We start from the raw sequence: 14,029 nt of genomic DNA, 5'->3' as shown, positions 1-14,029 counted from the left end.
TAACAACCTGTTCCGGCGGTGCACGTGTCTGCCGGGGACCCACCACCACCCCCTGTCCGTGGAGGTCCGACATGCTCCACCGCCCCCTGGCCCGTGCCCTGTCCATGTTGGCCGTTCTCGCCACCGCCGCCGTCGGCGCGGTGCTCGTACCCGCCTCCGCGCAGGCCGCCGAGCCGGTGCACTACGTCGCGCTCGGTGACTCGTACTCCTCCGGAGTCGGGGCCGCTCCGTACGAACCGTCGACCTGTCTGCGCAGCCAGAAGTCGTACGCCCCGCTCTGGGCAGCCGCCAACTCTGTCGCCAGCTTCGGCTTCCCCGCCTGCGCCGGGGCGGTCACCTCCGACGTGATCTCCACCCAGGTCGGCTCACTGAGCAGCCGTACCACGATGGTCACCATCACCATCGGGGGCAACGACGCGGGCTTCGTCGACGTCATCACCAGTTGCCGGTTCGGCTCCACCGCCGGCTGCACGAACGCGGTGAACGAGGCCAAGGCGTTCGCCACCGGTACGCTCCCCGGCCGACTCGACCGGACGTACGCCGCGATCCGGGACCGTGCCCCGAACGCCCGACTGATCGTGCTCGGATATCCGCGCCTGTTCGAGACCGGCTCGTGCGGGGCGCTGGCGATGAGCACCCAGAAGCGAACCCTCCTCAACGACGCCGCCGACACGCTCGCCGTGGTCACCGCCGACCGGGCCCGCGCCGCCGGAGCCACCTTCGCCGACACCCGCCCCCAGTTCGCCGGGCACGGGGTCTGCGGGGCCGACCCGTGGATCCGCGACGTCACCGGGGTGATCGAGGCGTACCACCCGAACGCCGCCGGTTACCGCGACGGCTACCTGCCCGCCCTCACCTCGGTCACCGGCTGACCGGCCCCCTGCCGGCGACGGCGTGGCGCTCCCTTGCGGACTGTGCCGGGGTCGCACGGGTCCGTTAGGGTTCGCTGGACCGGTTCGGCAGGTGACAGGGAGAGCGATCGGGTGGGCAGGCTCGCTGCGGCGTACGGACAGGCGGTCATCGCCCACCGGCAGGCCCGTGACCGGTTGGCCGCGGCCCGCCGGGCCCTCGACGACCGGCCGCCGGCCGGGGCGGACGACTGCCGCGACCTGGCGGCGCGGCTGGCCCGCCTCGGTGCCGAACTGGGCACCCCCGCCCCGGGGGCCACCCCGTTGACCAACCGGCCCACCCCGGTCCGCGTCGGTGCGGCGTCCACCCCGGACATCGAGTTCCCCGCGCTGGTGCCGCTCGGCGGGGGACACCACCTGGCGGTCGACGTCGACGCCCGGGACCCCCGCGTCGGTGCCCTGCTGCGCGCCCTCGTCCTGCGGCTGCTCGCCACCGCCCCGGCCGGCTCGATCCGGGTGTGGGGGATCGACACCGCCGCCCTGGGCGCGACCTTCGCCCCACTGCGCCCGCTCGTCGACGCGGGGGTGCTCGACCCGCCGGCGACCACCGAGGCGGAGGTGGCGGCCGGTCTCGACGCTGCCGAACGACACGCCCGCGACGCCCGACACACCGACTCCGGTCAGGTGGAGTTGCTGCTGGTGGTGGCCGCGTCGACGCCCGCCCCCCGGGAATCGGCCCGGCTCGCCGCCCTCACCCACGCCGGTCCCGCCGCCGCGGTGTGTGTGCTCGTCGCCGGGTACCCGCAGCACCGCGCCGGTGACCCGCCGCCGCCGCTCGGGAGCACCACCCACCTGCGCCTGGACGACAGGTGGGCGTACGTGGGCGACCCGCCGGGGCAGCCGTACAGCGCCGACGGGAGTGGGCTGGCCGCTCCGGTCCTGCTCGACGGCGACCCCCCGGCCGCCTCGGTGCAGGCGCTCGCCGAGCACCTCGCCGACACCACCCGCCGTCACGGGGCACTGACCTTCTCCGATCTGTTGCCGACCCGCCGGTGGGCCGAGTCGTCCGGCCCCGGGCTGCGTACCGTCATCGGTCGGGTCCGTCGGGAGCCGGTCACCGTCGCCTTCGACGACGTCACCCCGCACTGGTTGGTGGGCGGCCGGACCGGTGCCGGCAAGACGGTGTTCCTCCTCGACGTCCTCTACAGCCTCGCCGCCCGGTACTCCCCGGCCGAGTTGCAGCTCTACCTGCTCGACTTCAAGGAGGGGGTGAGCTTCGCCGAGTTCGTGCCCACCGGGCGGGACCCGTCCTGGCTGCCGCACGCCCGCGCGGTCGGCATCGAGTCCGACCGGGAGTACGGCGTGGCGGTGCTGCGCGAACTGCGCCGGGAGCTCAACCGGCGGGCCGCCGCGTTGAAACGGCACGGGGTCACCAAACTGGCCGACCTGCCCCGCGACGGCACCCCGACCCCCCGGATCGTGGCGGTGATCGACGAGTTCCACGTGCTGCTGGCCGGCAACGACGCGGTGGCCCGGGAGGCGGTCGACCTGCTGGAGGAGTTGGCCCGCAAGGGCCGTTCGTACGGCGTACACCTGGTCCTGGCCAGCCAGAGCACCGGCGGCATCGAGGCCCTCTACGGCCGGGCGGAGGCGATCTTCGGGCAGTTCCCGTTGCGGGTCGCGCTGCCTGGCGGCTCCGGGGTGCTCGACCCGATGAACGACGCGGCCGGAGCCCTTCCGATCGGCTCCGCCGTGCTGAACACCGCGGCCGGGGAGGCCGGCGCGGACACGGTGATCCGTTTCCCCGACGCGCACGCCGACGCCGGTGCCCTCGCCGCCCTCCGCCACGACCTGTGGGAGTCCCGGCCGTCGGGTTCGCGGCCACCTGCGGTCTTCCGGGGGTACGAGGCGGCGCACGTCGAGGACGATCCGACCTTCGCCGGACTGCGTCCCGGAGGTCGTCGGCCGCTGGCGTTGGTCGGGCGGACCGTCGACGTCGACGGCACCACCGCCCTGTTCACGATGGACGCCACCCCGGGACGGCACCTGGCGGTGGTCGGGACCACGGCGACCGGGGCGGACGTGCTGCGGGCGGCGACCCTGAGCCTGGCCCGGCAGCACACCCCGGGTGACGCCCGGTTCCTGATCGCCCCCCTGGTGGCCGCCGCGGACGAGGCGGCCGACGAGACCGTCGCCGCGTTGGCCGCCGACGGCCACCGGGTGGAGCAGCTCGACGCCGCCGGGTTGCGGGAGGTGATCCCCACCCTCACCGCGCCGGGGTCCGACGCCGGGCGGACGTACCTGGTGGTGTTCGGGGTCGACGCGGCGGGCGGGGCGCTCGGCAGCAGCGACCCGGCGACCTTCCGGTCCGGCTACGACGACCTGCGGTCCCTGCTGCGTCAGGCCTCCGGGCACGGGGTGCACCTGCTCGGCTGGTGGCGTGGGATCCGTCGACTCGCCGAGGACGTGGGGGGTGCGCAGAACCGCGACGACGTGGCCTGCCTGGTGGCGTTGAACGTGCCCGGCGGTGAACTGGGCATGTACCTCGGGGTGCACAACCTGTCCTACACGCCCCGACCCGACCGGGCGTTGCTGGTGGACCGGCACGACCAGCGGACGAAGCTGATAGTGCCGTTCGTCCGGGTGGGACACGAACTGGACGAGGAGCAGTGACGGTGGCCGGCTTCGACGACTACGTGGCCCTGGCCCGCCAGCTCTCCGACCGCCGTCGGGACTCGGCCCGGGAGGCCGCTGTCGACTCCGACCGCCGCCGGGACCTGCACGCCGCCGTGGACCACCTGGACCAGCGGCTCTCCGCCCAGGCCCGGCACCTCGACCACCTCGGTCGGACGCTCGGTGTGCCCCCGCCGCCGATGCCCGACGTCCCGCCGGGTGCCCCGGGCTCCCCGCCCCCGGGACAGCCGGGACTCCCGGCGCCGTCCGGACCCCCGGCACCGCCGGGACCTCCGGTGCCGCCGTCGGAGGCGGGACGCCCGGGGCCGGTGCCGCACCCCGCGTCGGCGGGGGAGTCGTCGGGGCGGGCGTTGTCTGCGGTACGCGGGCCGCAGGTGCCGGCGCAGCGGTCGGCGGCTGTCGACCCGGCCGCCGAACTGGACCTGGCCCGACGCCTGGCCGACGACGCCGACCGGCACGCCCACCAGGCCGAACAGTACGCCCACCGGCCCGCCCTGCTGCCCGGTTGGTCACCGCTGGCCCGGGCGCTGGCCGTCTACACCGGATGCGCTGCCGTCGGCGTGCTGGCGATGCTCGGCCTGGTCCTCGGCAACGGCATCGGGCTGGTCGACGGGTTCACCCTGGGGGCGTGGATGTGTGCGGGGCTTCCCGCACTGTCGTTCTTCGCCGGGTACGTCATCCTCGGCCGGTGGGGCAAGCCCGCGCTGGTCCCCGCCACCGGCCCCCGGTACGTGCACTTCGGTTTCCTGATCTGCTTCGTCCTGGTCCCGGTCGCCTACTGCGCGTACCTGGTGGTGGTCCGGACCCTGCGGTGACCCGTCCCGGACCGGCTGACCGGTCGGGGCGGGTCAGCCGGGGACGGCGAGCCGGGCGACCTCGTCCGCGCACCCCCAGGCGAGGGTGACGCCGGCACCGCCGTGCCCGTAGGAGTGGATCAGTCGTCGTCCGGTGCCGTCGGCCTGTTCGGCCTCCACCCGGGGGCCGCCGTGCCGGGCGGGACGCAACCCGATCCGCTCGCCGAGCACCGGGGCGTCGGCCAACCGTGGCACCAGGGCCACGCACCGGTCCCGGATCGCCCGGGCGGTCGCCGGATCGGGGTCGGTGTCGGACCGTCGCGGGTCGAAGGTGCCGCCGAGCACCACGTCGTGGCGGCGCGGGTGCACGTACGTGATGCCGGCCGGGTCCTGTTCGTCGCGGACCGACGTGGTGAGGCCCGGGTTGGCCACCAGCACCACGTGTCCCCGGACGGGGTGCACCGCCGGGTCGGCGGCGAGGTGACCGGCGGCCAGTCCGGTCGCGTTGACCACCGTGTCGACGGGGGCGGAGCCGGGCGGGGTGAAGGCCTCGGCGAGGTGGGCGACCCGGTGGCGCAGCACCCGGCCGCCCCCGGCGACGACCCGGTCGTGCAGCCAGGCCAGGTACGGCACCATCTCCACAGTCGGAGCGGTGAACCGCAGCTGCGCCGAGTACGGCGGGTCGGCCGGGTGCACCACGAGGTCACCGACGGCCTCGGCCCACCACGGCGGGCGCGGAAACCTGTCGCGTACCAGCATCCGGGTGGGTCGCTGCACCACCCCCGCGACACCGTCGGCGGCCTGCCCGGCGAGGACGGCGTACGTGGTCCGGGCCCAGCGCAGCACCCGGGGGTCCTCGTCGGTGTGGCTCGGATACCAGACGGCGGCGGCCACTGTGGAGACGATCCGGTCGGCGTCGTCGGCGGTGAGCACTGTGACCCGGGCACCCCGCTCCTGCACGCGGAGGGCCGTCGTCAGCCCGATCACCCCGGCCCCGACCACCACCACGTCCGGGCGGGTGGTCACGGGTTCGGCTCGGCGAGGCAGGCGGCCCACAGCCGGTAGGCGTCGGCGGTCAGGTGGGCGGCCCTGCGGGCGAGTCGGTATTCGGTCATCGACCGTTGGGCGTTGCCCCGTTCGGCGGCGATCCGGGCCAGGTCGAAGTGGTCGCCGACGTCGGCGACCAGCCGACGGAGGTCCTGCGCGGCGGCGGCCTCCCGGTCTCGGAGGGTGCCCTGGTGGGTGCCGTCGTCGCCGGTGGGTCCGGGTCGCTCGGTGGTGACCGTGTCGAGGTCGGCCGACGTGCCGTGGCGGATGGCACCGAGTCCGACGAGCGCGGTCAGGTCGTCGGTGACCTGGGTGCTGAGGATCACGCGTACCCGGTCGACGGCGCCGCCGACCTGCTCGCTGTCGCCTCGGGTGAGGCTGCTGTCCAGGTAGCAGGCCAGGTCGGTGAGGCTGTCGGAGATGTCGCGGAGGTTGTCGACGAGGAAGGTGATCTCGTCGTCGAGACGCTCCAGGACCGCGTCGGCCGGATTGGGATCGCTGTCGGGCATGTGGCTCCCCAGGTGTACGCGCCGACCGTGGTCGCGACGGGTGGTGGTGGGTCGTGGGATGGATCAGCGTCGAAGTTATCGGATCGGGTGGTCTGTCGGATAGCTGATAGGTGAGTCGACCCGAGCGGGACGGGCATCGGCATGCGACGATCAGCCGCGGTCGGTGGTCGACCGGACAAGTGCACAGAGAAGACGAGGACGAGATGGAGTTCTTAGCCAGCCCCGAGTTGTGGATCGCATTCGCGACCCTGCTCCTGCTGGAGATCGTGTTGGGCATCGACAACGTCGTGTTCATCTCGATCCTGGCCGGGCGCCTGCCCGAGCACCAGCAGGCCCGCGCCCGCACCATCGGGTTGTCCCTCGCGCTGATCACCCGACTGTTGTTGCTGGCCTCACTGTCCTGGGTGATCGGTCTGACCGATCCACTGTTCACGGTCCTCGGTCAGGAGATCTCCGGCCGGGATCTGATCCTGTTGCTCGGCGGGGCCTTCCTGCTCGGTAAGGCCACCTACGAGATCCACGAACACCTTGAGGGATCCGACCACGGCCGGTCGGGCAAGGTCTCCTCCTTCGGGGCGGTGATCGTCCAGATCCTCATCCTGGACGTGGTCTTCTCCCTCGACTCGGTCATCACCGCGGTGGGCATGGTCGACCAGCTCTACCTGATGGTGGCAGCGGTGATCATCGCGATGGTCGTCATGTTGGCCTCGGCCGGGGCGATCAGCGCCTTCGTCAACAAGCACCCGACGGTGAAGATGCTGGCCCTGTCGTTCCTGCTGCTCATCGGCGGCAGCCTGATCGCCGAGGGCCTGGACCACCACATCCCCAAGGGGTACGTCTACGGCCCGATCGCCTTCTCGGTGTTCGTGGAGGTCCTCAACCTGCGGGCCTCCGCCCGCCGCAAGCGCAAGCAGCAGGCGGCCACTCCCGTCCACCTGCGACCGACCTACGTCAAGCAGCGGACGGAGCGGACCGAGTCGGAGACGACGACCCCCACCTCCTGACCGGAACGACTCCCTGACCGGCCCCCGGCTCTCAGTCCCCGTGGTCCGGCGCTCGGCCCCGTCGACGTCTTCGCCCGTCGGCGGGGCCGCTGTCGGTGCCGCCGTAACCCGTCGGCGGGGCCGCTGTCGGCCCGCCGCGACGTCAATTCCTGTCGGATTCGCGATAGCGCCCCGATGCCCCGTCATCGGTTCGGAACAGACACCTGCTAGTCGTTTCCGAGTCCGTTGTCCCCGTTCCGATTACCGGGGCGAAACGTGGTGGCGAGAACGATTCACGACAGGTAATCTCCTTCGTCGCCGGTCGGGTCGACCCGTACCGACCTGCGCGCCCGTACCCATCTGTCATCGATCGTCGACCGAGTCGGCGGTCCGACCCTTCGCGCCCGAACCGATGTCGTCCGTCGCCTTTCGATTGTGGCCGAGCCGAGGAGCAGCCGTGCCCGAACAGAGCACCGACAAGCCGGACAGACGATTCGCCCACCGGCCGCCCGGATATCCCAGCGCCCTGGTCTGGCTGCGCGCCGGTGTCCTGCGCGACTGGCGAGGGGTCCTCGGTGCCTTCCTGGCCACCTGGTTCTACGTACCCGTCGGCCTGCTGGTGGCGCTCTGGAGCGCGATCGTCCTCGCCGCCCTCGGTCTGGTCCTCGGCGTCGTCGGGACCACCGACGCGGTGCCGGACGTCCTGCTCGACGCCCCGCTCGTCGGTACGCTGATCGAGGCCTTCCTCGACCGCTCCGGCGGGGTCCTCGGCGGCTTCGTCGGTTTCGCGTTGGGCCTGGTGGCCGGATTCCTGATCGTGATGGTGCTGCCCTGGCGGCACGCCTCCGACGAGCCGGCCAACCTGATGACCGGGCTGGCCGGGATGGTGCTGGCCGCCCTGCTGGTCGGCGTGCTCTACACCCTCTACCGGGTGATCTGGGAGCCCCGACTGCTGGCCCTCACCGGTGCACGTCGACTCAGCCGCCGGGAGGCCGACCGGCTGCTGCCCATCCTGGCCGACTGCGCCCGTTCCCTCGACCTCCCGGACACCCCCCGACTGCTCATCGAGGACGACCCGATCCTCACCAACGCCCGCGCGTACGCCCGACACGTGGTGGTCACCACGAGCCTGCTCGACGAGCCCGACGAGAACATCGCGGCGCTGCTCTGCCACGAACTGGTGCACTGGCGTACGGGCGACGAGGTGACCAGCGCCTTCGTCCGGGGGGTCGGGCTGCCCCTGGTGCTGATCCACGCCGTACCGACCTGGCTGACGCGCAGGTTCCCGCATCCCGCCACCGACCTGTTCGTCTTCCTCACCTTCTGGCCGGTCCTGCTGACCATGCGTTACCTGGTGCTGCCGCTGCACTCCCGGGACATCAGGGCCGCCGAGTACCGGGCCGACGCGGGTGCCGTCCTCGCCGGACACGCGCAGGGGATGCGCGACATGCTGGAGAAGCGCAAGTCCTTCGAGAGCGGGCGCAGCGGCTGGGACGAGGCGGTCTGCGCCACCCACCCGCCGTCGGAGCTGCGACTGGACATGTTGGACCAGGTCACCGCCGCACCGGCCGCCGCCGACCGGCCCGCCGACGCCCGGTCCGCCGACGCCCGGGGGGCGGGTCGACCGGTCACCACCGCCGACCTGTTCCGGCCGTCGCGGTCGGCCTCCCCGCGTACCGTCGTGGTGGCCGGTGTTCTCGCCCTGGCCTGCGGCTTCGGCGGCACCGTCCTCGGGGCGGCGCAGTGGGCGTTCTTCCGACCCGCCACCGTCGTCGACGACTACTTCTCCGCCCTCGAAGACCGCGACGGGCGGGCGGCGCTCGGTCTGATGAGCCCCGCAGTCTCCGTCGACGCCGACCGGATCGCCGAGTTCGTCGCGGCGGAGGGCTACCAGCCACCACAGGACGTCGAGGTGACGAAGATCGAACGGGACGGCGACGAGGCCACCGCCTTCGTCGCGTACACGGTCTTCGACGAACCGATCACCGCCGAGCTGCACCTGCGCCGGGACGAGACGGCCACCCTCGGGCTGTTCCACGGCTGGCGGATCGACGCCACCCCGGCCGTCCTCACCGTCCCCGGTGGTCAGCCCGAGGTGACTGTCAACGGCATCCCGGTACCGGTCGGGCCGGAGGGGGCCAGCCTCGCGCTGCTGCCCGGCACGTACCAGCTCACCGGTCAGCAGGGGCCACTCACCGAAACCTCACCGCAGCCGTACGTCGTCGTTCCCGGGCAGACCGACGCCGGCGCCGCCTACCTGGAGCCGACAGTCGACCCGGACGCGCAGGCCGCCGCCGAGCGGGAGGTCCGCACGTACCTCGACACCTGCGCCACCGAGAAGGTCGCAGCCCCCGAGGGGTGCCCCTTCGCCTACTACGGCGGTGGGGTGAAGCGGATCGCCTGGAAGATCGTCACGTACCCGAAGATCACCCTGGAACTGACCGACGCCACCTCGGCCCGGGTGTCCACCCCCTTCGAGGCGCAGGGCAGGATCCGGGCCACCGGCACGGCCGAGGACTACTTCGGCACCCCCACCCCGTTCACCAAGGACGACCCCTTCGACGTCCGGGGGACCCTCACCGTGGTCGACGGGACGTTCAGCTTCCAGCCGGACGACAGGTGAACCGCCACGTGAAGGAGGACGCCACCGTGTCCCAGTCTCCGCCCGGAGCGCGCCAGCCGGTACGGCTGCTGCTCACCCCGCGTACCACCCGGCCCCCGCAGGTGCCGTTGCTGACCTGGCTGCACCGCCGCCCCGAGTTCCGTACCGGCGTCCGGGACTCCGGCGGCTCCGGAGGGCGGGCCGGGTTCAGCGACGCCGTCATCATCGCGGTGGTGGCCCAGGCACTCCTGCCCGGCCTGTTCAAGCTGGTGCAGAGCTGGGTCGACCAGCAGCGCACCGAGGTCTCCATCCGGGTCCAGTCCGGCTCGACCGAGGTGGAGATCCAGGTGAACGGCCGTACCGACGCCACGAAGCTGATCGACCAGGCCCGTGCGGCGTTCCAGGAGGCAGCCGACCAGGCCGACTCCTCGCCTCCCGACTCCTCACCTCCCGCCATCGAACAGCAACGCGACGAGACGCCGTAGCGGGATCCTTCGTCGGCGGGCTTCGTCGGCCGGCTGGCTGATGGGCCGGCTGGCCGGCTGGCCTGCCTGCCTCCGGAGGGACGTCGTCGACTCGCTGTGGAGCTGCCCTCATGAACGGGGCGGAACCTGGACGTGGGCCGGTCATGGTGTGACTGAGGCGCGGGGTCCGGCTTACCTCCGGAGGGACGCCGCCGATTCGCTGTGGAGCTGCCCTCGTGAACGGGGCGGAACCTGTACGTGGACCGGCCCTGGGTGCATCTGACGCACCGGGCCGGTCCGCTACTAGGACGAAGAATCCCGGAGGTGCTTCGCCACTGCGGGGCCGTCGCACTCCGCGCTGACACCGCCTGGATGCCCCATAAACGGGGCAGCCCCACAGCGCCGGGAAACAGTGTCCGGACGTGCCCACCACCGACGGACCGAGGGGCGACGCCGCTACGCCTGCCGGGATGGTCTGACGAAGTCGACCTCAGATGAGGATCGGCGGCACTTCCGTGACGAAAGACGCCCTACCCTGTGGACCGTACGTCAGGCCTTGATAGTGCAGGAGGCCGAAGGCCGGTTCACGGTAGCTACTAGGTGCGCTCTGCGACGAAGACGCCGACGCCCTGTACGCCTTCGATCAGCCCGTCGTTGCGAAGCTTGAAGATCGCCTGACGAACGGTGATGGCCGAGACGTCGTGCTGTTCGCACAGCTCCTTGGTCGACGGCAGCTTGTCTCCTGAAGCCAGCTCACCGGACTCGATCTGCGCACGCAGATGATCGGCGAGCCGCTCCCACTTGGGTTTGGCGGGCATCTGGACTCCCTGGTCAGCACCGCCATTCGATCACGCCGAAGCTCTGTCTGGTGTCCGGCCGAGGTGGCGGTTCTGTGTCTGGCCTTCAGTCTGCCGGGACGGCCTTGACGTAGACGCCTTCGCCTTGGCGGCCCTCGACCAGCCCCTCGGCCTTGAGCACCAACATTGCGCCCCGAATCGAACCGTACGAGACGTTGTGTTGTGTCTGCAGTTGGGAGATCGAGGGCAACTTGTCCCCAAGGGACAGCTCGCCAGTGCGGATCTGGTCACGGATGGCTTCTGCCACCCGTTCGTATTTCGCGGTCATCTGTGGCTCCTCGGGTCGCACCCCGAGTAGATCACCTCCAGCAACCTACATCAACTATGTAGAGCAACGTAGACGACGTCTACTAAGTCGATTATGCTCGCTGTCGTGTTCGTCCTCGGGTCGCACCAGGAGGAGCATGCGCTCCGGTGCCTGCGCATCTGTCCACATCTGTGAACGGCGCAGGCACCGGACTGCTGCCGTCGGTGGACCGAATGGGGTTCCGTCGCGGAAGCCCGCAGTCGGCAGAACCCAGCAGAGGCAGGAGGCACATGGATGTGAGCGCAGAGCCGCCCAGCGACGCGGTGGGCGAGGGGCGTACTGGCGATGGTCGCCCTGACACGGGAGCAGGGAAGGTCTATCGGTCGGGGCGGAATCTGGTGACGCCGGGGGAGGTCCGGCGGCAGCGGTTCCCGTTGACCGGGCTGGGGCGGCGGGGGCTGTCGCCGACGGCGGTGGCGCGGTTCCTCGGTCGGGTCCAGGCCGATCTGACTGTCCTCTACGCGGAGCTCGTCGAGGCCCGGGACCAGGCCGAACGTTACAGGCAGGCGCTCAGGGACTGGCAGTCGCAGCGGTGGCGGGCCGACGAGACCACCGAACCCCGTGGCGGCGAGTATCGGCGACCGGCGATGTGGCCGCCGTACTCCCGTCGTCAACCGGGGAACCAACCGGGAGGCCGACCGAAACCCCAGCCGGGGAACCAGCGTCGGTACCGGGACGGGTAGTCGATGACGGACTATCCGCCGCTGCACGGGCCGTCACGTCCCGAGTGGACGTGCGTTGTGTGTGCCGAGCCGTGGCCCTGCCTGGTCCGTAAGCGTCAACTCCGGGAGCTGTGCCAGGGTGACGTCCGGGCGCTCGTGCGGTACCTGGGTCCGTACCTGAGTGTCGCCCGCACGGAGATCGAGGGAGCGACGGCCGACGAGGTCACGGAGCGGTTCGTGGGCTGGTGCGGCAGACCCCTCGCCGTGTGGGTGGTCACCGAGCGTCGTCGGCAGCCGCCGGGCCGCTTCGCACCTGAACCCGACTGCGGTCGTACGTCGTGAGCCGCCTGCCCTCCCCGGGGGGGGGTCCGGGTGACCGCTGCGGCGTCCGTCCAGTTTCGCAGGCCGATGACGTTCCGGGTGATCAAGGTGCTGACCGAGCGGCTCACCTACCACGGGTGGGCGTGGGTACGGGGATACCAACTCGACGACCGGGGCGACGCCGTCGCCACCCGGGAGATCTTCGTGCGACCGGCCGGTCTGCTACCCGCCCCGCGCCGGGGCGTGTCTAGGCTGCTGGACGGTGGGCGCGACCAGGTCGGCCGCCGCGAGTGATCTGGGAGACCCGTTGCGGTGAAATACCCAGCAGCTCGCCGACGTCGCGGACCGTGTATCCGTCGCGCACCAGCGCCTCAACAGCTTCCCGAGTGGTTTCCTCAGCGGACCGCTCTGCCTGGCGGAGCGTCTGCCGTGCCTCGCGGGCCTGGGTGACCTCTTGGGGTACTTCCGGCCGCACGACGACCGCGAAGCTGTGCGGGGAGACGTCGAGCATGAGCGAGATCGCCTCACGCGCCATGTGCTCAACCTGGTCGAGTCGGCGGGCCTGCGAGAACAGGCCCTTGAGCTCAGGAACCGTGATCGCCCACCAATCGCCGGTCCGCACACAGTTCGCCGTGTAACTCGCCATGCCAGATCCCCCTTACCTGATTCCCAGCGTGCGCAGGATTCCCCGGGCGGTCAGCTCGTTGATCTCTCGGTGTCGAGGGATGACCACGGTCTGGTTCCCGTAGCGGAAGACGGAGTGACTACCGCCCTCGCGTACAAGAGCAAACGATGTCCCTTCCGCCGTAGCCGCCTTGCTGATCCTGCCGAGGAGGTCCGTGCGCTTCACATTATAAGTCTAGGGTGGTGGACGGTTTTAGTTAAACACGCTAGACGGCGTGGCGTGTCTGTGGGGTCAGGGGCGGGAGCGGGGGAGGCAGCACTTCTTGTACTTGGCGGCGGATCCACACCAGCACGGGTCGTTGCGGCCGGGGGGCCAGGCGTGTCCCTCGACCGCGTCCAGGTGGTCGTCGACGTACCCGTCAAGGGTGTCCTCGTCCAGCGGGTCGAGGTCCTCGTCGGCGACGTGGGCGGCGAACGCCTCGGCCGAGCCGGGGACCAGGACGAGGCCGGTCACCCCGTCCTCGGTCAGCTCCACCAGGTTCCGTTCGACGAGTCGTCGGTGGTCGTCCCAGGTCCCGCCGAACTGCTCGGTCAGGCCGGGGAAGCGTGCCACCAGGGCGGTGAACTCGGCCTCCGGCCAGAACATCACCCCGTTGGTCGTGGCGGAGGCCCGGTCGGCGGCGCGGTCGGCGGCCACGTCGAGCCGGTCGGCGAGGTCGTCCAGGTCGTCGTGCGGGCGGTCGAGGTCGTGGCGGAGCCGGTGCCGGGTGCGGACCAGGCCGTACACCATGGCGGTGGAGTGGCCCTCGTCGTCGGCGTCGGGGCCGCGCGCCAGCAGGGCGCGGACCGCGTCGGTCAGCCACTGCTCGGCCAGTTCGGCCTGACCGACCTCCTCCAGGATCTCGATTAGGTACGTGGCCGTCGGGTCGGTCTCCAACAGCGGACGCAGCTCGGTCAGCTCCGTCAACGCCTCGTCGGCCCGGCCGACCAGGTGTAGCAGGCGGGCCCGGTCGGCGCGGGGCCCCACCTCGGACAGGCCGTGTCGACGGTCCTCGTCCACGGCCCGGTCGGCCAGGGTCAACGCCAGGTCGAGGTCCTCGATCGACTCCTCGGCGATCCCGGCGGCCAGGGACAGGGCGTACCCCCGGTCGGCCTCCTCGGCGATCCGCCCCTCGTCCACGGCTCGGACGAGCCGGTCTACCAGGCCCTTCGGGTCCTCACGGTCGGGGTGGTCCTCGTGCCCGATGGCGTCGAGGTCGTCGACGGTCAACAGGTCGGTGGGGGTCATCGACACCTCGGCAGGAGACAGGGGAGACC

Annotated in this window: 14 protein-coding genes and 1 pseudogene; 8 read left to right on the top strand and 7 right to left on the bottom strand. The window is 71.6% G+C overall.

Translation table 11 applies throughout. From position 1 onward, the window contains the following. Positions 1-71 precede the first annotated feature (71 nt). Genes WHN02_RS24160 through WHN02_RS24150 form a run of 3 tightly spaced genes read left to right on the top strand, consistent with a single transcriptional unit; the run spans position 72 to position 4,357 of the window. Positions 72-872 carry an SGNH/GDSL hydrolase family protein gene (locus WHN02_RS24160; RefSeq protein ID WP_434740964.1) on the top strand — a complete coding sequence of 267 codons (801 nt, stop codon included), beginning with the start codon at positions 72-74 and terminating at the stop codon, positions 870-872. 33 nt (positions 873-905) lie between these two features. Continuing rightward, positions 906-3,521 (top strand): FtsK/SpoIIIE domain-containing protein, encoded by a 2,616-nt coding sequence (locus WHN02_RS24155; protein WP_434740963.1) that lies wholly within the window; start codon positions 906-908, stop codon positions 3,519-3,521. A 2-nt stretch (positions 3,522-3,523) separates the two neighbouring features. Further along, entirely contained in the window at positions 3,524-4,357 is an 834-nt protein-coding gene (locus tag WHN02_RS24150) for a hypothetical protein (protein ID WP_434740962.1), read from the top strand. 33 nt (positions 4,358-4,390) lie between these two features. On the opposite strand, the gene WHN02_RS24145 is transcribed toward WHN02_RS24150, so the two are convergent. Further along, positions 4,391-5,362, bottom strand: coding sequence for an FAD-dependent oxidoreductase (locus WHN02_RS24145; protein ID WP_434740961.1), 972 nt, complete (start codon positions 5,360-5,362; stop codon positions 4,391-4,393). Then, positions 5,359-5,892, bottom strand: a complete 534-nt coding sequence (locus WHN02_RS24140) for a hypothetical protein (protein ID WP_434740960.1) — start codon at positions 5,890-5,892, stop codon at positions 5,359-5,361. Before WHN02_RS24140 ends, WHN02_RS24145 begins: the two co-directional genes overlap by 4 nt. Before the next feature lie 203 nt (positions 5,893-6,095). Here WHN02_RS24140 and WHN02_RS24135 point away from each other — a divergent pair, with 203 nt between their 5' ends. From WHN02_RS24135 to WHN02_RS24125, 3 genes are all read left to right on the top strand, one after another. Then, positions 6,096-6,896, top strand: a complete 801-nt coding sequence (locus WHN02_RS24135) for a TerC family protein (protein ID WP_434740959.1) — start codon at positions 6,096-6,098, stop codon at positions 6,894-6,896. Positions 6,897-7,332: 436 nt separating this feature from the next. Beyond that, on the top strand, positions 7,333-9,498 hold the full coding sequence (locus WHN02_RS24130) for a M48 family metalloprotease (protein ID WP_434740958.1): 2,166 nt from the start codon (positions 7,333-7,335) through the stop codon (positions 9,496-9,498). Further along, complete coding sequence (locus WHN02_RS24125; protein WP_434740957.1) at positions 9,495-9,962, top strand: effector-associated constant component EACC1; 468 nt, start codon at positions 9,495-9,497, stop codon at positions 9,960-9,962. The genes WHN02_RS24130 and WHN02_RS24125 overlap by 4 nt, the downstream gene beginning before the upstream one ends. 575 nt (positions 9,963-10,537) lie before the next feature. Here the strand turns inward: WHN02_RS24125 and WHN02_RS24120 are convergent. Together WHN02_RS24120 and WHN02_RS24115 are read right to left on the bottom strand one after the other, a co-directional pair. Then, a pseudogene (locus WHN02_RS24120) lies at positions 10,538-10,785 on the bottom strand (GntR family transcriptional regulator). A 59-nt stretch (positions 10,786-10,844) separates the two neighbouring features. Then, the gene (locus tag WHN02_RS24115) at positions 10,845-11,066 is read right to left on the bottom strand and encodes a winged helix-turn-helix domain-containing protein (protein WP_350897133.1); all 222 of its coding nucleotides are present in this window, start codon (positions 11,064-11,066) and stop codon (positions 10,845-10,847) included. A 377-nt stretch (positions 11,067-11,443) separates the two neighbouring features. Between WHN02_RS24115 and WHN02_RS24110 the strand changes: the two genes are divergently transcribed. Both WHN02_RS24110 and WHN02_RS24105 read left to right on the top strand, forming a co-directional pair. Further along, complete coding sequence (locus WHN02_RS24110) at positions 11,444-11,788, top strand: DivIVA domain-containing protein (protein WP_434740956.1); 345 nt, start codon at positions 11,444-11,446, stop codon at positions 11,786-11,788. 387 nt (positions 11,789-12,175) lie between these two features. After that, the gene (locus tag WHN02_RS24105) at positions 12,176-12,382 is read left to right on the top strand and encodes a hypothetical protein (protein ID WP_434740955.1); all 207 of its coding nucleotides are present in this window, start codon (positions 12,176-12,178) and stop codon (positions 12,380-12,382) included. Here WHN02_RS24105 and WHN02_RS24100 read toward each other — a convergent pair. The 3 genes from WHN02_RS24100 to WHN02_RS24090 form a co-directional block, all read right to left on the bottom strand. Further along, positions 12,336-12,734: a hypothetical protein gene (locus WHN02_RS24100; RefSeq protein WP_434740954.1), complete on the bottom strand. Its 399-nt coding sequence runs from the start codon at positions 12,732-12,734 to the stop codon at positions 12,336-12,338. The two genes, WHN02_RS24105 and WHN02_RS24100, sit on opposite strands and share 47 nt — an antisense overlap. 12 nt (positions 12,735-12,746) lie before the next feature. Continuing rightward, positions 12,747-12,821, bottom strand: a complete 75-nt coding sequence (locus tag WHN02_RS24095; protein WP_434744049.1) for a hypothetical protein — start codon at positions 12,819-12,821, stop codon at positions 12,747-12,749. 183 nt (positions 12,822-13,004) lie between these two features. Next, positions 13,005-14,000 (bottom strand): SEC-C metal-binding domain-containing protein, encoded by a 996-nt coding sequence (locus WHN02_RS24090; protein ID WP_434740953.1) that lies wholly within the window; start codon positions 13,998-14,000, stop codon positions 13,005-13,007. Positions 14,001-14,029: the final 29 nt, after the last annotated feature.

Origin of the sequence: Micromonospora sp. SH-82 (assembly GCF_051132485.1) — a bacterium.
Taxonomy (GTDB): domain Bacteria; phylum Actinomycetota; class Actinomycetes; order Mycobacteriales; family Micromonosporaceae; genus Micromonospora.
The sequence above is the reverse complement of the archived record's forward strand: the minus strand, read 5'-3'. Positions and strand labels throughout refer to the sequence as shown.